Annotated in this window: 21 protein-coding genes and 3 tRNA genes; 9 read left to right on the top strand and 15 right to left on the bottom strand. The window is 56.1% G+C overall.

Annotation, left to right across the window (positions count from 1 at the left end):
• Positions 1–2 precede the first annotated feature (2 nt).
• The 8 genes from hflK to nnr form a co-directional block, all read right to left on the bottom strand.
• Complete coding sequence (gene hflK, locus ACQG11_RS11795; RefSeq protein WP_022646820.1) at positions 3–1,262, bottom strand: FtsH protease activity modulator HflK; 1,260 nt, start codon at positions 1,260–1,262, stop codon at positions 3–5.
• A gap of 56 nt (positions 1,263–1,318) precedes the next feature.
• Positions 1,319–2,599: a ribosome rescue GTPase HflX gene (hflX, locus tag ACQG11_RS11790; protein ID WP_003855991.1), complete on the bottom strand. Its 1,281-nt coding sequence runs from the start codon at positions 2,597–2,599 to the stop codon at positions 1,319–1,321.
• A gap of 74 nt (positions 2,600–2,673) precedes the next feature.
• Positions 2,674–2,985, bottom strand: coding sequence for an RNA chaperone Hfq (gene hfq, locus ACQG11_RS11785; protein ID WP_006810391.1), 312 nt, complete (start codon positions 2,983–2,985; stop codon positions 2,674–2,676).
• An 85-nt stretch (positions 2,986–3,070) separates the two neighbouring features.
• Positions 3,071–4,021, bottom strand: a complete 951-nt coding sequence (miaA, locus tag ACQG11_RS11780) for a tRNA (adenosine(37)-N6)-dimethylallyltransferase MiaA (protein WP_023299133.1) — start codon at positions 4,019–4,021, stop codon at positions 3,071–3,073.
• Positions 4,014–5,858: a DNA mismatch repair endonuclease MutL gene (mutL, locus tag ACQG11_RS11775; RefSeq protein WP_063150714.1), complete on the bottom strand. Its 1,845-nt coding sequence runs from the start codon at positions 5,856–5,858 to the stop codon at positions 4,014–4,016. Before mutL ends, miaA begins: the two co-directional genes overlap by 8 nt.
• A gap of 9 nt (positions 5,859–5,867) precedes the next feature.
• Positions 5,868–7,202, bottom strand: a complete 1,335-nt coding sequence (gene amiB / locus ACQG11_RS11770; protein ID WP_163347289.1) for an N-acetylmuramoyl-L-alanine amidase AmiB — start codon at positions 7,200–7,202, stop codon at positions 5,868–5,870.
• 16 nt (positions 7,203–7,218) lie between these two features.
• Positions 7,219–7,680, bottom strand: coding sequence for a tRNA (adenosine(37)-N6)-threonylcarbamoyltransferase complex ATPase subunit type 1 TsaE (gene tsaE, locus ACQG11_RS11765; RefSeq protein WP_003855970.1), 462 nt, complete (start codon positions 7,678–7,680; stop codon positions 7,219–7,221).
• On the bottom strand, positions 7,673–9,196 hold the full coding sequence (gene nnr, locus ACQG11_RS11760; protein WP_320684405.1) for a bifunctional ADP-dependent NAD(P)H-hydrate dehydratase/NAD(P)H-hydrate epimerase: 1,524 nt from the start codon (positions 9,194–9,196) through the stop codon (positions 7,673–7,675). The genes tsaE and nnr overlap by 8 nt, the downstream gene beginning before the upstream one ends.
• On the opposite strand from nnr, the gene queG reads away from it, so the two are divergent.
• Complete coding sequence (queG, locus tag ACQG11_RS11755) at positions 9,195–10,334, top strand: tRNA epoxyqueuosine(34) reductase QueG (protein WP_015572463.1); 1,140 nt, start codon at positions 9,195–9,197, stop codon at positions 10,332–10,334. The genes nnr and queG overlap by 2 nt on opposite strands.
• Before the next feature lie 270 nt (positions 10,335–10,604).
• Here the strand turns inward: queG and ACQG11_RS11750 are convergent.
• The 4 genes from ACQG11_RS11750 to orn form a co-directional block, all read right to left on the bottom strand.
• A tRNA-Gly gene (locus ACQG11_RS11750) sits at positions 10,605–10,680 on the bottom strand.
• A gap of 45 nt (positions 10,681–10,725) precedes the next feature.
• A tRNA-Gly gene (locus ACQG11_RS11745) sits at positions 10,726–10,801 on the bottom strand.
• 45 nt (positions 10,802–10,846) lie between these two features.
• Positions 10,847–10,922 (bottom strand) — tRNA-Gly (locus tag ACQG11_RS11740).
• Positions 10,923–11,118: 196 nt separating this feature from the next.
• Entirely contained in the window at positions 11,119–11,664 is a 546-nt protein-coding gene (gene orn, locus ACQG11_RS11735; protein ID WP_003855965.1) for an oligoribonuclease, read from the bottom strand.
• 107 nt (positions 11,665–11,771) lie between these two features.
• On the opposite strand from orn, the gene rsgA reads away from it, so the two are divergent.
• The 3 genes from rsgA (at position 11,772) to mscM (ending at position 17,233) form a co-directional block, all read left to right on the top strand.
• Positions 11,772–12,824: a small ribosomal subunit biogenesis GTPase RsgA gene (gene rsgA, locus ACQG11_RS11730; RefSeq protein WP_072202591.1), complete on the top strand. Its 1,053-nt coding sequence runs from the start codon at positions 11,772–11,774 to the stop codon at positions 12,822–12,824.
• 97 nt (positions 12,825–12,921) lie between these two features.
• A complete protein-coding gene (gene asd / locus ACQG11_RS11725; RefSeq protein WP_022646813.1) occupies positions 12,922–13,890 on the top strand; it encodes an archaetidylserine decarboxylase in 969 nt (322 codons plus the stop codon).
• 19 nt (positions 13,891–13,909) lie between these two features.
• Positions 13,910–17,233, top strand: a complete 3,324-nt coding sequence (gene mscM / locus ACQG11_RS11720) for a miniconductance mechanosensitive channel MscM (protein WP_426728377.1) — start codon at positions 13,910–13,912, stop codon at positions 17,231–17,233.
• 40 nt (positions 17,234–17,273) lie between these two features.
• Here the strand turns inward: mscM and yjeM are convergent, their stop codons facing one another.
• Both yjeM and epmA read right to left on the bottom strand, forming a co-directional pair.
• Positions 17,274–18,773 carry a glutamate/gamma-aminobutyrate family transporter YjeM gene (gene yjeM, locus ACQG11_RS11715; protein ID WP_063200716.1) on the bottom strand — a complete coding sequence of 500 codons (1,500 nt, stop codon included), beginning with the start codon at positions 18,771–18,773 and terminating at the stop codon, positions 17,274–17,276.
• A gap of 178 nt (positions 18,774–18,951) precedes the next feature.
• Positions 18,952–19,929 (bottom strand): elongation factor P--(R)-beta-lysine ligase, encoded by a 978-nt coding sequence (gene epmA, locus ACQG11_RS11710; RefSeq protein WP_003855960.1) that lies wholly within the window; start codon positions 19,927–19,929, stop codon positions 18,952–18,954.
• 310 nt (positions 19,930–20,239) lie between these two features.
• Between epmA and frdA the strand changes: the two genes are divergently transcribed.
• From frdA to frdD, 4 genes are read left to right on the top strand one after another with little or no spacing between them, the layout of a single operon-like run.
• Entirely contained in the window at positions 20,240–22,030 is a 1,791-nt protein-coding gene (gene frdA, locus ACQG11_RS11705) for a fumarate reductase (quinol) flavoprotein subunit (RefSeq protein WP_426728376.1), read from the top strand.
• The gene (locus ACQG11_RS11700; protein WP_022646809.1) at positions 22,023–22,757 is read left to right on the top strand and encodes a succinate dehydrogenase/fumarate reductase iron-sulfur subunit; all 735 of its coding nucleotides are present in this window, start codon (positions 22,023–22,025) and stop codon (positions 22,755–22,757) included. The genes frdA and ACQG11_RS11700 overlap by 8 nt, the downstream gene beginning before the upstream one ends.
• A gap of 10 nt (positions 22,758–22,767) precedes the next feature.
• Entirely contained in the window at positions 22,768–23,163 is a 396-nt protein-coding gene (gene frdC / locus ACQG11_RS11695; protein ID WP_003855953.1) for a fumarate reductase subunit FrdC, read from the top strand.
• Positions 23,164–23,173: 10 nt separating this feature from the next.
• Positions 23,174–23,533 carry a fumarate reductase subunit FrdD gene (frdD, locus tag ACQG11_RS11690; RefSeq protein WP_000609653.1) on the top strand — a complete coding sequence of 120 codons (360 nt, stop codon included), beginning with the start codon at positions 23,174–23,176 and terminating at the stop codon, positions 23,531–23,533.
• A 29-nt stretch (positions 23,534–23,562) separates the two neighbouring features.
• Here frdD and ampR read toward each other — a convergent pair whose 3' ends face one another.
• Positions 23,563–24,438 carry a LysR family transcriptional regulator AmpR gene (gene ampR, locus ACQG11_RS11685; protein ID WP_038415122.1) on the bottom strand — a complete coding sequence of 292 codons (876 nt, stop codon included), beginning with the start codon at positions 24,436–24,438 and terminating at the stop codon, positions 23,563–23,565.
• 132 nt (positions 24,439–24,570) lie between these two features.
• Here ampR and blaACT point away from each other — a divergent pair, with 132 nt between their 5' ends.
• Entirely contained in the window at positions 24,571–25,716 is a 1,146-nt protein-coding gene (gene blaACT / locus ACQG11_RS11680) for an ACT family cephalosporin-hydrolyzing class C beta-lactamase (RefSeq protein WP_023299125.1), read from the top strand.
• The last annotated feature ends 95 nt before the right edge of the window (positions 25,717–25,811 follow it).

The following is a 25,811-nucleotide window of genomic DNA, read 5'->3' as shown; positions in this document are numbered from 1 at the left end:
CCTTATTCCCCCTGACGCTGGTAGTCGTTACGCTGCGCGTTAGCACGGCGTTGGTCCATAATGTCACCATCGTTCGAAGAAGGCGTTGTGTTCGCGCTGGAGCTGCCAGACGAGGCTGGCGGCAGACGCAGCAGGTTGTTGGCTCCGCTGTTGTCTTTTGCTGCCGGTGCAGAACCGCCTTTAAGCATCTGATCCAGCGGCAGGACCATCAGGTTTCCGCCTTTGTTATCGTTAACCAGCACTTTACGCGTATGGCTCAGCACTTTTTCCATGGTCTCGATATAGAGACGCTCACGGGTAATTTCCGGCGCGGCTTTATATTCCGGCAGGATCTTCGCGAAGCGAGCCACTTCACCCTGTGCTTCCAGGATGGTCTGAGTCTTATACGCGCGCGCTTCTTCCAGAATACGCTGCGCCTGACCGTTTGCACGCGGCTGAACTTCGTTGGTGTACGCTTCCGCTTCACGGATGTACTGCTGTTCGTTTTCACGCGCGGCAATCGCATCGTCAAACGCCGCTTTCACCTCTTCCGGCGGACGTGCAGCCTGGAAGTTGACGTCCAGCAGGGTGATACCCATGTTGTACGGACGGATGGTCTCTTCCAGCTCGCGCTGGGTATCGCTACGAATAACGGTACGACCTTCGGTCAGGATACGGTCCATGGTGTATTTACCGATCACGCCACGCAGGGCGCTGTCGGTCGCCTGACGCAGGCTGTCATCCGCGCTGGTCACGCTAAACAGATAACGCTCAGGATCGGTCACGCGGTACTGGACGTTCATCTCAACGCGCACCACGTTTTCGTCAGAGGTCAACATCACGCCAGACGCCGCCAGTTCACGGACGGACTCCACGTTCACTGCGGTCACGTTATCAATGAAGGTCGGTTTCCAGTTCAGGCCCGGCTCAACCAGATGGCTGAACTTACCGAAACGGGTTACCACGCCGCGCTCTGCTTCTTTAATGGTGTAGAACCCGCTGGCTGCCCAGATGATGACTACCGCCGCGGCCACAATGCTTACTACGCGGCCACCCATAGGCGGGCGCGGACTCTGAGTGGAGTTGCCACCCGAGCCAGAACCTTTTCCTCCGCCAAGGCCACCAAGCTTTTTGCTCAGTTTGCGGAAGATATCATCCAGATCCGGCGGCCCCTGCTCGCGACCACCTTTGTTGCCATTTCCCCCAGAGTTGCCGCCTTGATTATTGCTGCTTCCCCACGGGTCGCGGTCTTGTCCGTTATTACCGGGCTGATTCCACGCCATGTATATGCTCCATATTTGTTATGCAAGGGCGAATTTTTCAGGCTTCCCCTTTCTGATCAGACGATATAGTCCGCCAGCGCAGGTTCTTGTTTACAGAGGCGACGCCAGTCAACGATCGGCATACGCACCTGCATCCCCACGCTGCCGTCATCCTCCATCCACTCTTTTTCTATCGCCTGAAGCTGATAAAACCGGCTACGCAGCCTGCCTTCCTGTGGCGGCAGTCGCAGCGTGTGCTGAGCTACCTCACCGGAAAGACGTTCTGTCAAAGCCTGGAAAAGCAGTGGCACACCAATCCCGGCCTGAGCAGATAGCCAGACCCGAATTGGTTTGTTCTCTTCGTCTCGGTCGATACGCGGTTCGAAATCGTCCAGCATATCGATCTTGTTCATCACCAACAGGGTGGGAATTTCGTGGGCGTCAATCTCTTCGAGCACCACATTCACCGCGTCGATGTTTTCCTGCACGCGTACGTCAGCCGCATCAATCACGTGCAGCAGCAGGGTCGCCTGACGCGTCTCCTGCAACGTCGCTTTAAACGCTGCCACCAGATCGTGCGGCAGATGGCGGATAAACCCTACGGTATCCGCCAGTACCGTTTCACCGACGTCTGCGACGTCAATACGGCGCAGCGTAGGGTCCAGGGTCGCAAACAGCTGGTCTGCGGCATACACCTGGGCCTCGGTTATCTGGTTAAACAGGGTGGATTTACCGGCGTTGGTATAGCCCACCAGCGACACCGTTGGGATGTCGGCTTTGGTTCGCGCCCGACGCCCCTGTTCGCGCTGTTTCTCGACACGCTCCAGACGAGAAAGGATCTGGGTTATACGGCCACGCAGCAAACGACGGTCGGTTTCGAGCTGGGTTTCTCCCGGGCCACGTAAACCAATCCCGCCTTTTTGTCTTTCAAGGTGTGTCCAGCCACGCACCAGACGCGTCGCCAGATGGCGCAACTGCGCCAGCTCAACCTGCAACTTACCCTCGTGGGTACGCGCACGCTGAGCAAAAATATCTAAGATCAACCCCGTGCGATCGATAACACGACATTCGCAGAGAGCTTCCAGGTTACGTTCCTGAGCCGGAGACAGCGCATGATCAAACAGCACGACTGATGCGCCGGTTGCTTTTACGGCATCCGCAATTTCAACTGCTTTACCTTCACCAACAAAGTACTTCGGGTGCGGCGCTTTACGGCTACCGGTAATCACCTGCATTGCTTCGACACCGGCGGAAGAGACCAGAGATTCAAACTCCTGGAGGTCTTCCATATCTTTGTCTTGCGAAAAATAGATGTGTACCAGCACCGCCTGCTCACCGGCGTCATAACGGTCAAACAAGCGTAAACCTCTCTAAAAAGATCAGCGGGGAACGCAGGATCCCTGGCTCCCCGTGTGGAAAACAGCCCAAAACCTTATTCGGTTTCTTCGCTGTCCTGCGCAGGAGCAGATGAACCCTGCGCGTTGCTGCCATGATGGTAGTTACTGCCAGTGCCGCCGCCAGCGTTATTGCTGTGATGAGATACCGGACGGGACGGAACAACAGTAGAAATCGCGTGCTTATAGACCATCTGGCTGACCGTGTTTTTCAACAGGATCACGAACTGATCGAAAGACTCAATCTGACCTTGCAGCTTAATACCATTCACCAAATAAATAGAAACTGGAACACGCTCCCGACGCAATGCGTTCAGGAACGGATCTTGTAAAGATTGCCCCTTAGCCATTCTATCTTTTCCTTATATGCTTGTTTTGTACTTAGAACCTTGCGATTCTGAAAAATTGCGCACGATACGGCTTAATTGTACACATTCAGTCAGCGATATCACCAATAACCTCAATCACTTCGTTTAACGCCTGTTGTGGTTTTTCACTGTCTAACCAGTGAACCCCCTCCCAACCGCGCAACCAGGTGATCTGGCGCTTCGCTAACTGTCTCGTGGCGCAAACACCTCGGTAAACCATTTCATCGTATGAAATCTCGCCTTCAAGATACGACCACATCTGGCGGTATCCCACACAACGAATGGAAGGCATGTCCGTATGCAAATCTCCACGGGCAAAAAGCGCCCGCACTTCTGCTTCAAAATCTGAAGCCAACATCTGATGAAAACGCTGCTCAATTCGTTGATGGAGCAGTTCACGGCTCGCCGGGGCGATGGCGAACTGATGCACCTGATACGGCAGAGCGTCTCCTGACGTTTGCGTCAGTTCCGTTAAAGTTTTACCCGAAATGAAAAAAACTTCCAGTGCCCGGGAAAGCCTTTGCGGATCGTTTGGGTGGATCCGCGCTGCGGCAACCGGGTCAATCTCTTCCAGTTGCCTGTGCAAAACGTCCCACCCCTGCTCTGCCGCCTGCCGCTCAATCTTCGCTCTCACTTCCGGATCGGCCGATGGCAGAGGCGATAACCCCTCCAGCAGCGCCTTAAAGTAGAGCATCGTGCCGCCAACTAACAGCGGTATGCGTCCCGCGGCGGTAATCTCGGCCATCTCAGCTAAGGCGTCGCGGCGAAAATCTGCTGCGGAGTAAGCCTGTGCCGGGTCGAGAATATCCAGTAAACGGTGCGGTGCCGCACGCAGTTCGTCTGCGTTGGGCTTCGCCGTGCCGATGTCCATTCCTCGGTAAATGAGGGCTGAATCAACGCTAATCAACTCTACTGGCAAAACTTTACGTAACTCAATGGCTAACGCCGTTTTACCGGAGGCCGTTGGCCCCATTAAAAAAATCGCCTTTGGCAGGCTCGCCTTACTTACATCAGTCATGTTTCAGGGCGGTCATCGCCGTTTTTAAATCAACAGGTTGTAACAAACCACCTGGCGGCGCTTTCACCAGCTGTGGACAGAGGCGTTCCACCTCTGCCAGAACGGTAATCGCCTGCGCCATACTCCACGGCGAATGTTCGCTGGCCAGATGGCGGGCGATCCACTGCGCGGTATCGGCGGCATCAAACGTCGTTTGTTGCGCCAGGTAGCCTATCAGTTCAGGAATCAAGTTTTGTAAATTTTGTTGGCGTAAGGGTAAAGGCACTGCGCGAATTGTCACATGCTGCGCGTCCAGTACGATTTCAATCCCCATTTCGGCAAGAAGCGCCTGGGCACGCTGCAAAACCCCTGTTTCCTCATGGTTTATTTTCAACCGAACCGGGATCAGTAACGGCTGAGCGCAGGCGGCGTTTTCCCCTGGCGTCAGTTGCGCCTGTTTAAGCCAGCGTTCCGCTACCGGCAACGCCAGCAGCATCAATTTCCCCTCGCGTTCAAGCAGTGCCATGTCCGGGGCGACAATCGTCAATACCCGGCCAAAACTCTGGCTATGTCCGTCAAGGGAAGACGGGGATACCTCAATATGTTCTTTCCGTTCCACGGCTGGGGTGTCCAGCAATTTACGGTATAACGCCCCTTGCTGCTTTTGATACCCCGGCTGGGCATTTGGGTAGTTGGCGCCCGTCGGGCGCGGTGCGCTTCCCGCTGACGAAAAACGCGGAGCCACTGGTTCGCGCGCGGCTGCGGGTTCAGCGAAATGGTTACGTCCGGCCGCCACGCGATTTTCTGGCAGCGATCGCGGTGCAGGAACGTCGTTTTCCAGCGGCAGCGTTGGCTCAGCCTGCTTCTGCAAAACGCTAACGACGCCCTGATAGATAAAATCATGCACCAGACGCGACTGGTGGAAACGCACCTCGTGCTTGGCGGGGTGCACGTTAACGTCAACCTGATGCGGGTCGATCTCCAGATAAAGCACAAAGGCGGGCTGTTGATCGGTGCCGAGCTTATCTTCACAGGCCTGGCGAATGGCGTGGTTAATCAGACGGTCGCGCATCATTCGACCGTTGACGTAGCAGTACTGAATCTCAGCAAACGCGGCGCTACTGGCGTTCGGATCGGCAACCCAGCCGCGCAGGGCCAAATCGCCATGCTGCCACTCAATGGCCAGCGCTTTTTCCAGGAACGGCGTGCCGCAGATGGCGCCCAGCCGACGCTCCTTTTGCCCGCCTTCCGCCACTGCCCGGTACTGACGCATCACCTTACCGTTATGACTGAGGTTAAGAGTGACATCAAAGCGTGCCAGCGCGATGCGGCGGATGATCTCGTCGATATGTCCGAATTCGGTCTTCTCGGTTCGCATAAACTTGCGCCGGGCGGGCGTGTTATAGAAAAGATCCAGCACTTCAAGCGTGGTGCCTACCGGGTGCGCCGCTGGTTTAACCGTGACGTCCATATCGCGCCCTTCGGCGTAGGCCTGCCAGGCTTCCTGCTGGTCGGCCGTGCGGGAGGTCAACGTTAAGCGGGAAACGGAGCTGATACTGGCCAGCGCTTCGCCGCGAAAACCCAGGCTAATAATCGCTTCCAGATCGTCAAGTGACGCAATTTTACTGGTGGCATGACGCGCCAGCGCCAGCGCCAGCTCGTCCTTTTTGATGCCACAGCCGTTATCACGAATGCGGATAAGCTTTGCGCCCCCGCGTTCAATATCGATATCAATGCGGGTCGCCCCTGCATCGAGGCTGTTTTCCACCAGCTCTTTCACCACCGATGCAGGGCGTTCCACCACCTCACCGGCGGCGATTTGGTTCGCGAGCTGCGGCGGTAGAACCTGAATCGGCATGAACTCTCCTTAATTAGTCGCGGTCATCTCACCCGGCAGCGCGGCGCTTGCCGTCTGGGCTGCCCCGCCCTGCGGCGCAGACTGAAGCGGATGCGCGTCAAAGTATTTACGCAGACCGTTATAAATCGCTTCAGCAATTTGCTGCTGATAGCTGTCGCTTCCCAGTAAACGCTCTTCACCGTGATTACTGATAAAACCCGTCTCTACCAGAATCGACGGAATATCCGGTGAACGCAGGACACCGAGGCTCGCATGTTCCGGACGACGCTTATGCAGCGATCCGACGCTTTGCAGCTGGTTGAGTACGTTAGTGGCGACATCATACCCGACGCGCTGAGAATGACCGAACTGTAAATCCAGCACCGCCTGGCTGAGATACGGATCGGCCTGGCTGTTTGCCAGCACATCGCCTGCCCCGCCTAACAGTTCAGACTGCTTCTCGTGCTCTTCAAGCCAGTTCGCCATTTCACTGTTGGCACGACGGTTCGACAGTACCCATACCGACGCGCCGGTGGCGTTACGGTTCGGCGCAGCATCCGCGTGAATCGACACCAGGAAGTTGGCGTTTTGCTTACGCGCCACATCCGAGCGTCCCATCACTGAAATAAAATAATCTCCGTCGCGGGTCATGACCCCTTTAAACATCGGATCGTCATTCAGAAGCGCACGCAGCTTACGGGCAATGGCGATAGTGACGTTTTTCTCCCGCGTGCCGCCCGGGCCAATCGCGCCAGGATCTTGCCCGCCGTGTCCGGCGTCGATGGCGATAATCACTTTGTCGCCACTGACCGGCGTTCGCCGCGCGCTGACCGCCGGACGCGTCACCGTGTTGCTGCTGGTCACGGCGGTAAGTCGGTCATTTTGTGATTTAAACGGATTACGGGCTGGCTCAGACGGCCTTGGGGTATAAACCGGCGCTTCTACGCGTTTTGCTACCACAGGTGCAGGCGGCGGCGGAACATCAGCATTAATGGTAAAGACCACCGTATAACTGGCGCCGTTTTGCTGCTTAACCGCCTTCGTTTTGCCCTTTTCGGTGAGATCGACCACCAGACGCAGAGACTGCGCATCCTTCGGCGTCCCCGAACGGATGCTTTTCACCAGATTGTTGCCGCTGAACTGGAGCGGCAGCCCCTGGATCACCCCGGACTGTTTAATATCGAGCGCCACGCTGCGGCTGTCGATTTGTGAGAAAGCATATTCAGGATCGCCCATAAAGCTGAAGGTAATGCGGGCCTGGCTATCGCCATTCGACACCTGAATATCCGAGAGGCTGGCCGCACCGGCCTGCGCGCACAGCAGAACCGTGGCTGCCAAAATCCAACCTTTAACGCGATTAATCATCCCGTTATCCCTACGCTCAACCGGCTAAACGCGCCAGTAAGGAACAGCCTGATGAGGAAACCGCACTGATGCGCGCCTCACGCCCTTGTGCCTGATAATCCAAGTGAATTTCGACATCCGGGTCAGGCAGCACACCCGCACCTTGTTGCGGCCACTCCACCAGGCAAATGGCGTCGTTGGCAAAGTAATCGCGGATCCCCATAAATTCCAGCTCCTCAGGATCCGCAAGACGATATAAATCAAAGTGGTACACCATGATATTTTCAAGCGTGTACGGTTCTACTAGCGTATAAGTCGGGCTTTTTACGTTCCCGTTATGGCCTAACGCCTGCAAAAAACCACGGCTGAAGGTTGTTTTACCCGCGCCTAAATCACCATACAGATAAATGACGGTCGCCCCCTGACAGGCCTGCGCCACGCGCTTGCCGAGATCTAAAGTGGCTTGTTCATCAGGTAAAGGAATCGCTCGATTAGTCATTTTCTACGTCAATCACATCCGGGTTAACAACACGCCGCAGCGTGCAAAAAAGATCGGTGGCCAGCATACCGCGCGTTCCGTAACGAGCAGCCAGCCTGTCAGCCGTCGCACCGTGGGCCACGCAGCCAGCACAGGCTGCATCATAAAGGGGAAGTTTCTGTCCGAGCAATGCGCCAATGATGCCAGAGAGCACATCACCCATGCCGCCGCTCGCCATGCCTGCATTACCGGCATCAACGATGCCCATCGCATCATCGCTGGCAATAACGGTCCCCGCCCCTTTCAAAACGACAACACCTCCGTAACGTTTTACCAGACGTTGGGCTGAAAGTAAGCGATCGCTTTCAATTTCTGCCACGCTACAGTTAAGCAGCCGTGCGGCTTCGCCGGGGTGTGGCGTCAGAATGCGATTGTGACGCGTATCCGGGTTTATTGCCAGAAGGTTAAGCGCGTCGGCATCCCAGAGCATCGGCTTACGAAAATTCTCGGCCTTTTGCAGGGCCTGTTTACCCCACTCCTGCTGACCCAGGCCCGGACCAATGACTACCACGTCCGCCCACTCAAGACCCTCTTCAATCGCCTGTGGGGCAAGCTCGTGGACCATCAGCTCCGGCCGCGCGGTAATAATCGGCGGAATGTTTTCGCTGCGGGTCAGCACGCGTACTAATCCGGCACCGCTGCGCAACGCGGCCTCTCCTGTCATGCGAATCGCACCTGCCGTGCCATGATCGCCACCGATAATCAGCAGCCGGCCATGATCACCCTTATGGGATGTGGGGCGGCGCGGAGGCAGCCACTGAGCTAGCAGGGAGGCATCAAAGCGGGTGATGTGGGTATCCTGTCCAGCCAGCCAGTTTTCCAGCCCCAGTGCGTTGTGATGTAACGTCCCCACGACATCTCGCGCTTTACCGGTAAGCAAACCCGGCTTCAGGGCGATAAAGGTCACGGTGTGCGCAGCCTCAATCGACACGCCCGGCGTCGCGCCGGTTTGCGCCATCAGGCCGGAGGGAATATCCAGCGCCACCACCGGGGCGGGGTGCGCATTAGCGTGGGTAATCAGCGCGGCGACGTCATCGCGAGGCGCGCGCATCAGCCCCGTCCCCAGCAGACCATCAACAATCACGTCGACATCCTCGGGCCAGATAATATCAGGCGCATGAATAATGCCCCCCGCATTCAGCCAGGCCTCTCTCGCCATGCCAGCCTCTTCCGGTAGCGGCTTGTCGCTCTCCAGCGCCAGCAGGGTAACGCGCAGCCCCGCCGCCACCGCAAGACGAGCCACCACATAGCCATCGCCACCGTTATTGCCGTGCCCGCACAGAATCAGGTAGTGCGAGGCATCCGGATAAGCCGTGCGCGCTACGTTAAACGCCGCCTCGCCCGCGCGCTGCATCAGTTCATAAAGGGTAACGCCCAGGCTATCTGCGGCCTCTTTTTCGGCCCGACGGATGTCATCCGCATGCCAGATGGAATGTGGTATACTTGCGGGGTTTTTCTTCACAGTATGGTCCGTCATGTCACAGCCCCTCGATCTCAATGAATTAGCGCAAAAAATAAAACAGTGGGGTGCTGAACTGGGCTTCCAGAAGGTCGGTATTACCGATACCGACCTCTCTGCCAGCGAGCCTAAGCTACAGGCATGGCTGGATAAACAATACCACGGCGAGATGGAGTGGATGGCGCGTCACGGTATGATGCGTGCCCGCCCCCACGAGCTGTTGCCGGGTACGCTGCGCGTCATTAGCGTACGCATGAACTATCTGCCCGCTAACGCGGCCTTTGCGCGCACGCTAAAAAATCCTTCGCTGGGTTACGTCAGCCGATACGCGCTGGGACGTGATTACCATAAACTTCTGCGCAACCGTCTAAAAAAGCTCGGGGAAACCATTCAGCAGCACTGTGTTTCGCTGAATTTTAGACCCTTTGTCGATTCTGCGCCTATTCTTGAGCGCCCGATCGCCGAAAAAGCCGGGCTTGGCTGGACAGGTAAGCACTCACTTATCTTAAGCCGCGACGCGGGCTCATTCTTTTTCCTGGGTGAACTGTTGATTGATTTACCCCTGCCGGTAGACGGTCCGGTGGAAGAAGGGTGTGGCCGCTGCGTGGCCTGTATGACCATCTGCCCAACGGGCGCTATCGTTGAACCCTATACCGTTGATGCGCGCCGCTGTATCTCTTATCTCACCATCGAGCTGGAAGGTGCTATTCCAGAGGAATTTCGTCCGCTTATTGGCAACCGCATCTACGGCTGTGATGACTGCCAGCTGATTTGTCCGTGGAACCGCTATTCACAGTTGACGGACGAAGAAGACTTCAGTCCCCGCAAGGCGTTACATGCCCCGCAGTTGATCGAACTGTTCGCCTGGAGCGAAGCCTGGTTCCTGAAGGTGACGGAAGGTTCCGCCATACGTCGTATCGGCCACCTGCGCTGGCTGCGTAATGTGGCCGTTGCGCTGGGTAATGCCCCATGGGATGAAGCCAATCTTCAGGCGCTCGAAAGCCGCAGAGGTGAGCACCCACTTCTTGATGAGCACATAGAATGGGCGATTGCGCAGCAAATTGAGAAGCGAAATGCCGGCGTGGTTGAAGTGCAGTTACCGAAGAAACAGCGCCTGGTCAGGGTGATTGAAAAAGGGCTGCCACGGGATGTGTGATATATTCACAGGCTGTGAATAAAAATAAGAATTCAGGCGCAATAAGGTTTAGCAAACAGGTCAAGTGATCTCAATAACATTTTGAAATCAAATTTTCTTCATAGATTACAGTTAATTACGAAGATATTATTCACCCTGCTAACATTTTGCACAACTGGGATTTATCACAGTTTCTGTGGATAACTCTGTTTACAAGAGTGTTTCAGATACAATAGAAAACGTCCCCAACGAAGCATTTCGCTGTGGATAATTTAGGAAAGAAGAAGAATTTGGAGCGGGAAACGAGACTCGAACTCGCGACCCCGACCTTGGCAAGGTCGTGCTCTACCAACTGAGCTATTCCCGCTTGGGTATTCTGGTGCTGTGCGTATCTTGCGATACTTTCAAATTTTGGAGCGGGAAACGAGACTCGAACTCGCGACCCCGACCTTGGCAAGGTCGTGCTCTACCAACTGAGCTATTCCCGCTTGGGTGTTCTGGTGCTGGCGTATCTTGCGATACTTTTCAAATTTTGGAGCGGGAAACGAGACTCGAACTCGCGACCCCGACCTTGGCAAGGTCGTGCTCTACCAACTGAGCTATTCCCGCAAATCTGTACTGCTTTTGTTGCTGTCGTAACGTGTAATTCTCTGTCGTTACGGGAGGCGCATTATACGAGAAATCCGTTTAGCTGCAACCCCCCTCAAAGCGATTTTTTTGAAATTCAGTTCAAGTGCTTATTTAATCGGCAAGCTGAACAATTTAGCGACAAAAACCCGGCCACGCAAGGCGCCGGATCGCAAAATTAAAGCTTAATAAAGTTTTCGCGATAGTACGCCAGCTCCGCAACAGACTCACGGATGTCGTCCATTGCCTGGTGCGTCCCCTGCTTTGTGAAGCCGTCGAGAATTTCCGGTTTCCAGCGGCGAGCCAGCTCTTTTAAGGTGCTCACATCCAGATAGCGGTAGTGGAAGTAGGACTCCAGCTCCGGCATGTACTTAAACAGGAAACGACGATCCTGCCCAATGCTGTTGCCACAGATAGGCGATTTTCCTGCCGGCACCCACTGCTTCAGAAACTCAAGCGTCGCCAGTTCCGCTTCGCGGTCGCCCAGAGTGCTGGCCTTCACGCGTTCCACCAGCCCGCTGCCAGTATGGGTACGCACGTTCCACTCATCCATCAGCGCAAGCTGGTCATCGGACTGGTGCACGGCAATCGTTGGGCCTTCCGCCAGAATATTGAGGTTGGCATCGGTGACCAGTGTGGCGATCTCAATAATGCGATCGCGCTCGGGATCCAGGCCGGTCATCTCCAGATCGATCCAAATCAGGTTGTTTTCGTCCGCGCTCATGTTATTTTCCACCCTTCTCGCTTAACCGGCAGTAGCAGGTTAACTAGTATTAATTAGAGTGTATCATAGAGGTTTTGCCCGCTATGGGCGACCAGGAGCCAGCGCGATTGAGTAAAAATAAACTCTCCAAAGGGCAGCAGCGCCGCGTGAATGCAAATCACCAGCGCCGTCTTAAAACCACTACGGAGAAGCCCGATTACGACGACAACCTGTTTGGCGAAGCGACGGAAGGCGTGGTGATTAGCCGCTTCGGTATGCATGCCGATGTCGAGTCTGCCGACGGGGACATCCACCGTTGCAATATCCGTCGCACCATCCGTTCCCTGGTGACCGGTGACCGCGTGGTCTGGCGTCCAGGCAAAGCGGCTGCGGAAGGGGTAACGGTTAAAGGTATCGTTGAAGCCGTGCATGAACGCACGTCGGTTCTGACCCGTCCTGATTTCTACGACGGCGTAAAGCCCATTGCCGCCAATATCAACCAGATCGTGATCGTTTCGGCGATTTTACCCGAACTTTCGCTCAACATTATTGACCGTTACCTGGTGGCCTGCGAAACGCTACAGGTTGAGCCGCTCATCGTGCTGAATAAAATCGATCTGCTGGATGACGAGGCCATGGCCTTTGTGAATGAGCAGATGGATATCTATCGCAATATTGGTTATCGCGTTTTGATGGTTTCCAGCCGCACCAAAGATGGCCTGAAGCCGTTAGAAGATGCGCTGACCGACCGCATCAGTATCTTTGCAGGGCAGTCTGGCGTGGGTAAATCGAGCCTGCTTAACAACCTGCTCGGCCTTCAGCAAGAAATCCTGACCAACGATGTGTCGGACGTCTCCGGGCTGGGCCAGCACACCACCACCGCCTCACGTCTCTATCACTTCCCGCACGGCGGCGATGTGATTGACTCCCCGGGTGTGCGTGAATTTGGTCTCTGGCATCTTGAGCCGGAACAAATCTTCAACGGATTTGTCGAATTCCATGACTATATAGGCGCTTGCAAATACCGCGACTGTAAACATGACAACGATCCGGGCTGCGCCATCCGCGAAGCGGTGGAGAACGGTGAAATAGCGGAAACCCGTTTCGAAAATTACCATCGTATTCTCGAAAGCATGGACCAGGTAAAAACGCGTAAAAACTTTTCTGATTCTGATAACTGACAACTAAGCTAAGCGTCGCTAAAATCGTCCCCTTTTTTCAGGTTCCGGCAGCGTACTGCCGGATCAGGAACGACAAAACAATGGCCTGGAGGCTACCTTGTTAAACTCATTTAAACTTTCGCTTCAATACATTCTGCCTAAACTGTGGCTCACTCGCCTGGCGGGCTGGGGCGCGAGCAAACGAGCGGGCTGGCTGACCAAACTGGTCATCGACCTGTTCGTGAAATACTACAAGGTCGACATGAAAGAAGCGCAGAAACCGGATACGGCAAGCTACCGCACCTTCAACGAATTTTTTGTGCGTCCGCTGCGCGACGAAGTGCGCCCGCTGAATACCGACCCGAACGTGCTGGTGATGCCTGCTGACGGCGTGATCAGCCAGCTGGGTAAAATTGAAGACGACAAAATTTTGCAGGCGAAAGGCCATAACTACAGCCTGGAAGCGCTGCTGGCCGGTAACTACATAATGGCGGATCTGTTCCGCAACGGGACTTTCGCGACCACCTATCTCTCCCCACGCGACTACCACCGCGTTCATATGCCGTGTAACGGCATCCTGCGCGAGATGATCTACGTGCCGGGGGATCTGTTCTCTGTAAACCACCTGACGGCGCAAAACGTCCCTAACCTGTTTGCCCGTAACGAGCGCGTCATCTGCCTGTTTGATACTGAATTTGGCCCAATGGCGCAGATTCTGGTAGGTGCTACCATTGTGGGCAGCATCGAAACCGTCTGGGCGGGCACCATTACGCCGCCACGCGAAGGCGTGATCAAGCGCTGGACCTGGCCTGCCGGGGAAGAAGAAGGTTCTGTGGCCCTGCTGAAAGGTCAGGAGATGGGCCGCTTCAAGCTGGGCTCAACGGTAATCAACCTGTTCGCACCGGGCAAAGTTAACCTTGTCGACGAGCTGGAAAGCCTGTCCGTGACCAAACTCGGCCAGCCTCTGGCAGTATCGACGGAGGTCTTTGCAACGCCAGACGTTGCGCCAGCCCCGTTGCCGGAAGAAGAGATCAAAGCCGAGCACGATGCCAGCCCGCTGGTTGACGACAAAAAAGACGAAGGTTAACAACAGAAGGATCGCTGACGTGCGCCCGATTATCGTATTACTGATGGCCTGGTGCCTCAGCATGGGGGCGTACGCAGCGACGGCCCCCGACGCCAAACAGATAACCCAGGAGCTGGAGCAGGCAAAAGCGGCGAAACCCGCTCAGCCGGAGGCCGTTGAGTCGCTCCAGTCTGCACTGAACGCACTTGAGGAACGAAAGGGTTCTCTTGAGCGCGCCCAGCAATATCAGCAGGTTATCGACAACTTCCCCAAACTCTCTCAAACCCTGCGCTCGCAGTTAAACAGCCTGCGTGATGAACCACGCCAGGTACCCGCAGGGATGACGTCCGAGGCGCTGAATCAGGAGATCCTGCAAGTCAGCAGCCAGCTGCTGGAAAAAAGCCGTCTGGCACAGCAGGAGCAGGAACGGGCGCGTGAAATTGCCGACTCTCTCAGTCAGCTTCCACAGCAGCAAACCGATGCCCGCCGTCAGTTAAATGAGGTGGAACGCCGCATTGGGACGCAGACCGGCAACACCCCGCAGAATCAGGCCCAAAATCTTGGGCTACAGGCGGAATCCGCCAGACTAAAAGCACTGGTTGATGAACTGGAGCTGGCACAGCTTTCTGCTAACAACCGCCAGGAGCTGTCGCGGATGCGTTCGGAACTGGCGCAGAAGCAGAGCGAACAGCTGGATGCGTATCTCCAGGCGCTGAGAAATCAACTCAACAGCCAGCGTCAGCGTGAAGCTGAACGTGCGCTGGAAAGCACCGAGTTGTTGGCCGAAAACAGCGCTAACCTGCCCGACAGCATCGTCGCCCAGTTTAAGGTTAACCGCGAGCTTTCTGCCGCGCTGAATCAGCAGGCGCAGCGCATGGATTTGGTGGCCTCGCAGCAGCGTCAGGCCACTAATCAAACCCTCCAGGTTCGTCAGGCTCTCAACACGCTGCGTGAACAGTCCCAGTGGCTTGGCTCGTCTAACCTGTTGGGCGAAGCGTTACGCGCGCAGGTGGCTCGTCTGCCAGAGATGCCAAAACCGCAGCAGCTTGATACGGAGATGGCGCAGCTGCGCGTTCAGCGTCTTCATTATGAAGACCTTCTTAATAAGCAGCCGCAAATCCGCCAGATCCGTCAGGCTGACGGACAGCCGCTCACCGGCGAGCAAAGCCGTATTCTGGAAGCGCAGCTGCACACCCAACGCGAACTGCTCAATTCCCTGTTGCAGGGGGGCGATACGCTGATCCTCGAACTCACCAAGCTGAAAGTCTCAAACAGCCAGCTGGAGGACGCGCTGAAAGAGGTCAACGAAGCCACGCACCGTTACCTGTTCTGGACATCCGACGTGCGGCCGATGACCTTCGCCTGGCCGATTGAGATCGTGCAGGATCTGCGCCGCCTCATTTCGCTGGACACCTTCAGCCAGCTGGGTCTCGCCAGCGTGATGATGCTCACCAGTAAGGAGACCATCTTCCCGCTGCTGGGGGCACTGATTCTGGTGGGTTTCAGTATTTATTCCCGTCGCCACTTCACCCGTTTCCTTGAGCGCTCCAGCGCCCGGGTGGGGAAAGTGACACAGGATCACTTCTGGCTGACGCTGCGTACAGTGTTCTGGTCAATTCTGGTCGCGTCTCCGCTGCCGGTGCTGTGGATGACGCTCGGATACGGCCTGCGTGAAGCCTGGCCCTATCCGCTTGCCGTCGCAATTGGCGATGGCGTGACCGCCACCGTTCCGCTGCTGTGGGTGGTGATGATTTGCGCCACGTTTGCGCGGCCAAATGGTCTGTTCATCGCTCACTTTGGCTGGCCGCGTAATCGCGTGGCGCGGGCGATGCGCTATTACCTGATGAGCATCGGGCTGATTGTGCCGCTGATTATGGCGCTGATCATGTTCGATAATCTCAATGACCGGGAGTTCTCCGGCTCGCTGGGACGTCTGTGCTTTATGCTGATCTGCGGGGCATTAGCGGTAGTGACGCTCAGCCTGAAGCGCGCCGGGATCCCGCTCTATCTCGACAAGTCCGGCAGTGGCGATAACATGTTTAACCGTCTGCTGTGGAACCTGCTGCTTAGCGCGCCGCTGGCGGCGATGCTGGCGGCGGCTGTCGGTTATCTCGCCACATCGCAGGCGCTGCTCGCACGGCTGGAAACGTCAGTAGCTATCTGGTTCCTGCTGCTGGTGGTCTACCATGTTATTCGCCGCGGCATGCTGATCCAGCGTCGTCGTCTGGCGTTTGACCGTGCCAAACATCGTCGCGCAGAAATACTGGCCCAGCGCGCGCGGGGTGAGGAAGAGCCGAACCACGTCAACAGCACCGAAGGGACTTCAGACGCCGATGACGTCGAACTGGATCTCGATGCGATCAGTACCCAGTCCCTGCGGCTGGTACGCTCAATTCTGATGCTGGTTGCCCTGCTGTCGGTGATCTTCCTGTGGTCGGAAATCCACTCTGCGTTTGGCTTCCTGGAGAACATCTCTTTGTGGGATGTGACGTCGACGGTGCAGGGGGTCGAAAGCCTGGAGCCCATCACCTTAGGGGCCGTGCTGATTGCGATTCTGGTACTCATTATCACCACGCAGCTGATCCGTAACTTCCCTGCCCTGCTGGAGCTGGCGCTGTTGCAGCATCTGGATTTAACCCCCGGCACAGGCTATGCGATCACCACCATTACCAAGTATTTAATCATGCTGTTTGGTGGGCTGGTTGGCTTCTCGATGATTGGTATCGAATGGTCAAAACTGCAATGGCTGGTTGCCGCCCTGACCGTAGGCCTGGGCTTTGGTTTACAGGAGATCTTTGCCAACTTCGTCTCGGGTCTGATCATTCTGTTTGAAAAGCCGATTCGAATTGGCGATACGGTGACCATCCGCGATCTGACCGGCAGCGTCACCAGGATCAACACCCGCGCCACCACCATCAGCGACTGGGACCGTAAAGAGATCATCGTCCCGAACAAAGCGTTTATCACCGAGCAGTTTATCAACTGGTCGCTGTCTGACTCCGTCACGCGTGTGGTGCTGACCGTACCCGCTCCGTCGGATGCCAACAGCGAAGAGGTGACGCAGATCCTGTATACGGCTGCTGAACGCTGTTCGCTGGTAATCGACAACCCGCCGCCGGAAGTCTTCCTGGTTGATTTGCAGCAGGGGATCCAGATTTTCGAGCTGCGTATCTACGCCGCCGAGATGGGACACCGTATGCCGCTGCGCCATGAGATCCACCAGCTGATCCTGGCTGGCTTCCGCGAGCACGGAATTGATATGCCGTTCCCACCTTTCCAGATGCGTCTGGAAACGCTGGACGGACGTAAGACAGGAAGAACGTTGACATCTGCGGCGCGTTCGCGCCCGGCGGGAAGTTTATAATCCATTTCCCCCTCCCTTCCGGGAGGGGTTTTTTCATCCGCTATGCCACTTCTGCCACGCAGGTCATCATGCGGCGGCGGTAGTTCTCATAAATCCCCATTGCCAGCAGCGAGAAGAAGATCGGTCCGCCAACCATCCACAGCGTGCTGCTCCAGTCATTTGCCTCAACCACGGGCTGAATGACGGTAAAGATGTTGGCGAACGCGACGACCAGCACCACAACAGTGGTCGCCAGCAGCGTCGCCACGCGGGTTTTGAAGATCACAAACGGTCGCTCCAGATCCCGCTTCGCCTTAAAGAACGGGAACGCCAGCGCCAGGAATAGGTACGGAAGCGTCATCGATACGTTTGCCATCAGGGTCAGCTTGTTATAGAACGCCGACGCGGTATCGCCGCCGAAGGACACCAGCAGAATGAACACGCACACCAGCATGCACTGCATCCACATTGCGTTGGCAGGCATACCGGCAGCGTTCAGCTGCGTCATACGTGCAGGCCACAGCGCCTTTGGCGTCCCCTGAATAATCGCTTTCAGCGGCGAGTAGATCAGCGTGAAGAACGCGCCAGTATAGGCGAGGAACATCGACAAACCGGTAATCCGCGCAAACCAGATCCCCAGGGTGGCCGACGTTTCCGGCGCGAGATCCATGGCGTTGCCCAGCGTCACCCCCAGGCTTTTCATCAACACGTAGGTAATGTTGCCGAGGTTGGTGGTGTTATTGCTCAGTACCTGCTGCCAGTTGGTGCTGACGCCCCAGAGGAAAATCGCCAGCGAGTAGCCAATGGAAATGACGATGGCGGCAAAGATAATGCCTTTGGCGAAGTTCTTTTCCGGGTTTTCGGTTTTATCGACCAGCCCGCCCACGGCTTCAATTCCACCGTAAGCAAAGATGGCAAACACCACGAAGGAGAGCATGGCCAGCCCGGACTGGTAACCCGGATTAGGCGATGAAACGAAGTTGACTTCCTGTGCGAAATGCCCGCCGTTCAGGCACAGAATAGCGATACTGACCAGCAGCAGCACCAGGTTCAGGCACATCACGGAAATTCCGCCAACGGCAGTGATACGGGCAATTTTGTTGATGCCTTTCGAGGCCACCCGCGTGACAACCACCATCCAGCACACCGCCAGAATACCGACCACCTGTGTGGAACTCAGCCCCGCCAGAGACCAGACCTGCGTTTTATCCGCACCGAAGAGAAACGTTGAGAACGGCACCCAGACCTTGGCCGCCGTGCTGACCATCCAGACGACATAGGATGAAAACCACATGAACGTACCGATAAACGCATAACGCGGACCGACGCTGTTGTTCATCCACGAATAGATGCCGCCTTCTTCTTTCCTGTACGCCGACCCCATCTCCGCCATCATTAGCGCAAACGGAATAAAGAAGAACAGCGCGGAAACGATATAAAACGGCGTCGCGCTGTAGCCCATCAGATAAAACGCGGACGGGCTATTGGCAAAGCCAAAAACTGACGTAAAAATCATCAGGATGAGCCCGGTAAGGGTCATTTTTTTGAGTGAGTGAGACATATAACCATCCGAAACGGAATTAAACTGCGCGGATGGTAGCAGATGACCAGACAAATATTGTGGCTATCCGAGTCAAATTAAGAAAAAGACCCGTGCATAGAGAAGATAGTAGTTTTTAATGTGGCAGAGTTAAATGACCGAGTAGACCGGGTAAGCGACAGCCCCACCCGGCAATTCTTTATGCGCGATCGACCGTAAAGGCAATCACATCGCCCAGTTGTTCTGCGCCCAGCGCCAGCATGACCAGGCGATCCACACCCAGCGCCACGCCGGAGCAGTCCGGCAGACCGGCTTTAAGCGCTTCCAGCAGGTTGGTGTCAATCGGCTGCTGCGGCAGACCGCGCGCGTTGCGCTTGCGGTTATCCTGCTCGAAACGCTGTTGCTGTTCGCGCGCGTCGGTCAGCTCATGGAAACCGTTCGCCAGCTCGATGCCTTTAAAGTACACCTCAAAGCGCTCCGCCACGCGGTGATCTTCGGTGCTGATCTGCGCCAGTGAAGCCTGGCTGGCCGGGAAGTGATAGACAAACGTCGGACGATCTTTGCCAATCTGCGGTTCAACACCAAAGGTGAACAGCAGTTGCAGCAGCGTGTCGCGATCCTCTTCGTTATCCGCCACGTTGCTCAGATCCAGTTTTGCCGCCACTTCACGCAGCTGTGTTTTATCAGCCGACAGCGGATCAATTTCCAGATGACGCTGGAAGGCCTGCTGATAGGAGAGCGTTTCAGCTTCCGCGCAATCCAGCACCTGTTGGAGCAGATCGTCGACTTCGTTCATCAGACGATACATGTCGTAGTGCGGGCGGTACCACTCCAGCATAGTGAATTCCGGATTATGGTGTCGGCCCATCTCTTCATTACGGAAGCTACGGCACAGCTGATAGACCGGACCACACCCGGCCGCCAGCAGACGCTTCATATGGTATTCCGGGCTGGTCATCAGATACAGATTCATGCCCTGAGAGTGGCCTGGGCCAACAAAACGGGTTTCAAACGGGACCAGATGAATATCCGTGACCGTCGCCTGACTCATGCACGGCGTTTCCACCTCCAGGACGCCGCGATCCGCAAAGAAGCGGCGGATCTCCGCCATAATTGCTGCGCGCTTTAGCAGGTTTGGAATGGATGCGCTCGGCTGCCAGGTGGCCGTTTCGCTCATGAGTTATTTCTCCGTTTTCAGACAAGGGCACGAAGTCTACTCGCAAGCCGGGGCAGAGACAAATTTTGCACAGTAAAAGCCCCTTTTCATTGCACAGAGAAATACTGTGACGCCATTCATTAATCACGATGATAAATCACCGCACAGAACAGCAAAAAAATCGAACACGTCAAATTTCCCTCACTTCTACGCGGTTATACTGTTTTACCCATAAAGGAGCAGTGGAATCGCTTCCGCAATCGTCCGTTTGGGCAGGTGAACGTCCTTTAGCTCATCACGTTGCGGGAAAACCAAAATCTGGAGGAATGTCGTGCAAACTTTTCAAGCCGATCTTGCCGTAATAGGCGCTGGCGGGGCTGGATTACGCGCTGCAATTGCTGCGGCACAAGCCAATCCGAACGCCAAAATCGCATTGATTTCAAAAGTCTATCCGATGCGCAGCCACACGGTAGCCGCAGAAGGAGGATCCGCCGCCGTCGCGCAGGATCATGACAGCTTCGAATACCATTTCCACGACACGGTTGCAGGGGGCGACTGGCTTTGCGAACAGGATGTCGTTGATTACTTCGTACACCATTGCCCAACGGAAATGACCCAGCTGGAACAGTGGGGATGTCCTTGGAGCCGCCGTCCGGACGGGAGCGTCAACGTCCGCCGCTTCGGTGGCATGAAGATCGAACGCACCTGGTTTGCCGCCGATAAGACCGGCTTCCACATGCTGCACACCCTGTTCCAGACCTCCCTCCAGTTCCCACAAATCCAGCGCTTTGACGAACATTTCGTTCTCGACATTCTGGTCGACGACGGTCATGCGCACGGACTGGTAGCAATGAACATGATGGAAGGCACGCTCGTCCAGATCCGCGCTAAGGCGGTGGTGATGGCAACGGGCGGTGCGGGCCGCGTATACCGCTACAACACCAACGGCGGCATCGTCACCGGTGACGGTATGGGCATGGCGCACAGCCACGGCGTCCCGCTGCGTGATATGGAGTTCGTCCAGTATCACCCAACCGGCCTGCCGGGCTCCGGTATTCTGATGACGGAAGGCTGCCGCGGCGAAGGCGGTATTCTGGTCAACAAAAACGGCTATCGCTATTTGCAGGATTACGGCATGGGTCCGGAAACCCCGCTTGGCGAGCCGAAAAACAAATACATGGAACTCGGCCCACGCGACAAAGTCTCTCAGGCTTTCTGGCACGAATGGCGCAAAGGCAACACCATCTCAACGCCGCGCGGCGACGTGGTACATCTCGACCTGCGTCATCTCGGCGAGAAGAAACTGCTGGAGCGTCTGCCGTTTATCTGCGAGCTGGCGAAAGCCTATGTGGGCGTCGACCCGGTGAAAGAGCCGATCCCGGTGCGTCCAACCGCGCACTACACCATGGGCGGTATCGAAACCGACCAGCAGTGCGAAACCCGCATCAAAGGGCTGTTTGCGGTGGGTGAGTGTTCCTCCGTCGGTCTGCACGGCGCAAACCGTCTGGGCTCGAACTCGCTGGCTGAGCTGGTGGTCTTTGGTCGCATGGCGGGCGAACGCGCGATGGAGCGTGCCGCAACGGCAGGTGAAGCTAACAGCGCGGCGCTGGATGCGCAGGTTGCAGACATCGAAAAACGCCTGAAAGGCCTGGTGAACCAGGAAGGTAACGAAAACTGGTCGAAGATCCGCGACGAAATGGGGCTGTCGATGGAAGAAGGCTGCGGGATCTACCGTACGCCAGAGCTGATGCAGAAAACCGTCGACAAGCTGGCGGAACTCCAGGAACGCTTCAAGCGCGTGCGCATCACCGACACCTCCAGCGTCTTCAATACCGACCTGCTCTATACCATTGAACTGGGCCACGGCCTGAACGTCGCAGAGTGTATGGCCCATTCCGCCCTGGCGCGTAAAGAGTCCCGCGGCGCACACCAGCGCCTGGATGAGGGCTGCACCGAACGTGACGACGTCAATTTCCTTAAACATACTCTCGCCTGGCGCGATGCGGATGGTACCACCCGTCTGGACTACAGCGACGTGAAAATCACTACGCTGCCACCGGCGAAACGCGTGTACGGTGCAGAAGCAGAAGCCGCCGATAAGAAGGAGAAGGCGAATGGCTGAGATGCAAAAACTGAAAGTTGAAGTGGTGCGCTACAACCCGGAAGTGGACGCCGCGCCGCACAGCGCTTTCTATGAAGTCCCTTACGACGAGCAAACCTCCCTGCTGGATGCGCTCGGCTATATCAAAGATAACCTGGCCCCGGACCTGAGCTACCGCTGGTCCTGCCGCATGGCAATCTGCGGCTCCTGCGGCATGATGGTCAACAAAGTGCCGAAGCTGGCGTGTAAAACTTTCCTGCGTGATTACACCAAAGGCATCAAGGTTGAAGCGCTGGGCAACTTCCCGATTGAGCGCGATCTGGTGGTCGACATGACCCACTTTATCGAAAGCCTCGAAGCGATTAAGCCGTACATCATCGGCAACCCGCGCACGCCGGATCAGGGGCCAAACACCCAAACGCCCGCGCAGATGGCGAAATACCATCAGTTTTCCGGCTGCATCAACTGCGGCCTGTGCTACGCCGCCTGTCCACAGTTTGGCCTGAACCCTGAGTTTATCGGCCCGGCCGCCATTACTCTGGCGCACCGCTATAACGAGGACAGCCGCGACCACGGCAAAAAAGAACGTATGGCACAGCTTAACGGCCAGAACGGGGTCTGGACCTGCACGTTTGTCGGTTACTGCTCCGAAGTCTGTCCGAAGCATGTCGACCCGGCCGCCGCTATTCAGCAGGGAAAAGTGGAAAGTTCGAAAGACTTTCTTATCGCTACCCTGAAACCACGCTAAGGAGTGCATGATGACGACTAAACGCAAAGCCTACGTGCGACCAATGCCGTCCACCTGGTGGAAAAAACTGCCGTTTTATCGCTTCTATATGCTGCGTGAAGGCACGGCTGTTCCCGCGGTCTGGTTCAGCCTCGAACTGATGTACGGGGTGTATGCCCTCAAGCACGGCCCGGAAGCCTGGGCCAGTTTTGTGGGTTTCCTGCAAAACCCAATCATCGTGGTTCTGAATCTGATTGTGCTCGCAGCCGCGCTACTGCATACCAAAACCTGGTTTGAACTGGCGCCAAAAGCAGCGAACATCATTGTAAAAGGCGAAAAAATGGGGCCAGAGCCGGTTATTAAAGGGCTCTGGGCAGTGACGGCAGTTGTCTCTGTGGTCATTCTGTTTGTCGCACTGTTCTGGTAAGGAGACTACTGTGATCAATCCAAATCCAAAACGTTCAGATGAGCCGGTCTTCTGGGGGCTGTTTGGCGCAGGCGGCATGTGGAGCGCCATTATTGCCCCGGTCATTATCCTGCTGGTCGGTATTATGCTGCCGCTGGGGCTGTTTCCGGGCGATGCGCTGAGCTATGAGCGCGTACTGGCCTTTGCGAGCAGCTTTATTGGCCGGGTGTTCATCTTCCTGATGATCGTCCTGCCGCTGTGGTGTGGTCTGCACCGTATCCACCATGCGATGCACGATCTGAAAATCCATGTGCCAAGCGGTAAATGGGTCTTCTACGGTCTGGCAACCATTCTGACGGTCGTCACGTTGATTGCCGTGGTCACCATCTGACTGAACAGGCCCGCCATCCGGCGGGCTTTTTACTTTTTCATCTTCTCCACCAGCCACCGGGAAAATTCGCGCATGGCAGGCGTTTCTGCCCGGGACTGCAATCGGGTCAGCCAGTAACTGCCGAGTTCAATCTGCGTTGCAAAGGGCTGCACAATGCGCTCGCTGGCTAACAGATGGGTAAACATATCGACAGGCGCAATGGCAATACCTACCCCTGCCTGAGCGGCCTCCAGCATGGTCACGGACGAATCAAATACCATCACACGGTGCGTTGGCGAAGGGGGATGTTCGCCGGCCGCCTGCATCCACGCGGTCCACTCGTCGCGTCGGTAGGAGCGCAGCAGCGTAAACCTGAGGATGTCGGCCGGACTGTGCAGACTGGCGGCGATATCGGGCGTACACAGCGGCGCGAGCGGCGCATGACAAAGAAATTCAGCCTCGGTGCCATGCCACGCCCCGCCACCGTAGCGGATCGTATAGTCAAGCCCTTCGGCAGCCGGATCAACGCGGTTGTTATGGGTGGAAAGCTGAAGATCGATGTGCGGATAGCCACGGCGAAAATCGTCCAGCTGTGAGAATAAAACCCCGATGGCAAACGTACCCACCACGCCGATTTTCAGCTTCTCCTGCGCACGATGGTTAGCGAAGCGATCCAGCATTCCGGCTATACGATCGAACGAATCATTCAGTACCGGCAGTAAGTTTTCTCCCTCGGTAGTCAACATCAGCCCGCGCGACACGCGAACGAACAGCTGACAGTTCAGGTGCTGCTCCAGCGTTTTCACATGCTGGCTAATGGCTGAATGGGTCACGTTCAGCTCAATGGCCGCATGCGTAAAGCTGAGATGTCTCGCGGCGGCTTCAAAGGCTCGAAGCGAATTGAGGGGGAGATAGCTTCGCGTCATGGTCTCTTCCGTTAGAAAAATTAACAGCTAATGCTAAATTTAACCGTTTGTCAGGCACAGTCAAATCCAACAGACTACGCCTGTCTGACGGGCCCGGACATCCCCTTGACTCGCTATTACGGAAGATTACTGATGATGAAAAAATCTCTTTGCTGCGCCCTGCTGCTCGGCATCTCTTGCTCTGCTCTCGCCGCGCCAGTGTCAGAAAAACAGCTGGCGGAGGTGGTCGCGAATACGGTTACCCCGCTGATGAAAGCCCAGTCGATTCCAGGCATGGCGGTGGCCGTTATTTATCAGGGTAAACCGCACTATTACACGTTTGGCAAAGCCGATATCGCGGCCAGCAAACCCGTTACGCCTCAGACTCTGTTCGAGCTGGGTTCTATAAGTAAAACCTTCACCGGGGTTTTAGGAGGGGATGCCATTGCTCGCGGTGAAATTTCGCTGGACGATCCGGTGACCAGATACTGGCCACAGCTAACGGGCAAGCAGTGGCAGGGGATTCGTATGCTGGATCTCGCAACCTACACCGCTGGCGGCCTGCCGCTACAGGTACCGGATGAGGTCACGGATAATGCCGCCCTGCTGCGCTTTTATCAAAACTGGCAGCCGCAGTGGAAGCCTGGCACAACGCGTCTTTACGCCAACGCCAGTATCGGTCTTTTTGGCGCGCTGGCGGTCAAACCTTCCGGCATGGGCTATGAGCAGGCCATGACGACGCGGGTCCTTAAGCCGCTCAAGTTGGACCATACCTGGATTAACGTTCCGAAAGCGGAAGAGGCGCATTACGCCTGGGGCTATCGTGACGGTAAAGCGGTGCGCGTTTCGCCGGGAATGCTGGATGCACAAGCCTATGGCGTGAAAACCAACGTGCAGGATATGGCGAACTGGGTCATGGCAAACATGGCGCCGGAGAACGTTGCTGATGCCTCACTTAAGCAGGGCATCTCGCTGGCGCAGTCGCGCTACTGGCGTATCGGGTCAATGTATCAGGGTCTGGGCTGGGAGATGCTCAACTGGCCCGTGGAGGCCAACACGGTGATCGAGGGCAGCGACAGTAAGGTGGCGCTGGCACCGCTGCCCGTGGCAGAAGTGAATCCACCGGCTCCCCCGGTCAAAGCGTCCTGGGTCCATAAAACGGGCTCTACTGGCGGGTTTGGCAGCTACGTGGCCTTTATTCCTGAAAAGCAGATCGGTATTGTGATGCTCGCGAATAAAAGCTATCCGAACCCGGCACGCGTTGAGGCGGCATACCATATCCTCGACGCGCTACAGTAAAACATTGCGGGTGGCGCTGCGCTTACCCGGTCTACACAACGCATGAACTTTGTAGGCCGGGTAAGGCGAAGCCGCCACCCGGCAAAACACCCTGC

It is taken from the genome of Enterobacter cloacae complex sp. 372C4, assembly GCF_050030615.1.
Taxonomy (GTDB): Bacteria; Pseudomonadota; Gammaproteobacteria; order Enterobacterales; family Enterobacteriaceae; genus Enterobacter; species Enterobacter intestinihominis.
This window is presented reverse-complemented; position numbering and strand designations above follow the sequence as displayed.

Coding starts and splice junctions, on each gene's coding strand:
- hflK (WP_022646820.1), bottom strand. CDS start 1,262: ATGGCGTGGAATCAGCCCGGTAATAACGGACAAGACCGCGACCCGTGG.
- hfq (WP_006810391.1), bottom strand. CDS start 2,985: ATGGCTAAGGGGCAATCTTTACAAGATCCGTTCCTGAACGCATTGCGT.
- miaA (WP_023299133.1), bottom strand. CDS start 4,021: ATGACTGATGTAAGTAAGGCGAGCCTGCCAAAGGCGATTTTTTTAATG.
- mutL (WP_063150714.1), bottom strand. CDS start 5,858: ATGCCGATTCAGGTTCTACCGCCGCAGCTCGCGAACCAAATCGCCGCC.
- amiB (WP_163347289.1), bottom strand. CDS start 7,202: ATGATTAATCGCGTTAAAGGTTGGATTTTGGCAGCCACGGTTCTGCTG.
- tsaE (WP_003855970.1), bottom strand. CDS start 7,680: ATGACTAATCGAGCGATTCCTTTACCTGATGAACAAGCCACTTTAGAT.
- queG (WP_015572463.1), top strand. CDS start 9,195: ATGTCACAGCCCCTCGATCTCAATGAATTAGCGCAAAAAATAAAACAG.
- nnr (WP_320684405.1), bottom strand. CDS start 9,196: ATGACGGACCATACTGTGAAGAAAAACCCCGCAAGTATACCACATTCC.
- orn (WP_003855965.1), bottom strand. CDS start 11,664: ATGAGCGCGGACGAAAACAACCTGATTTGGATCGATCTGGAGATGACC.
- yjeM (WP_063200716.1), bottom strand. CDS start 18,773: ATGTCTCACTCACTCAAAAAAATGACCCTTACCGGGCTCATCCTGATG.
- epmA (WP_003855960.1), bottom strand. CDS start 19,929: ATGAGCGAAACGGCCACCTGGCAGCCGAGCGCATCCATTCCAAACCTG.
- ACQG11_RS11700 (WP_022646809.1), top strand. CDS start 22,023: ATGGCTGAGATGCAAAAACTGAAAGTTGAAGTGGTGCGCTACAACCCG.
- frdC (WP_003855953.1), top strand. CDS start 22,768: ATGACGACTAAACGCAAAGCCTACGTGCGACCAATGCCGTCCACCTGG.
- ampR (WP_038415122.1), bottom strand. CDS start 24,438: ATGACGCGAAGCTATCTCCCCCTCAATTCGCTTCGAGCCTTTGAAGCC.
- blaACT (WP_023299125.1), top strand. CDS start 24,571: ATGATGAAAAAATCTCTTTGCTGCGCCCTGCTGCTCGGCATCTCTTGC.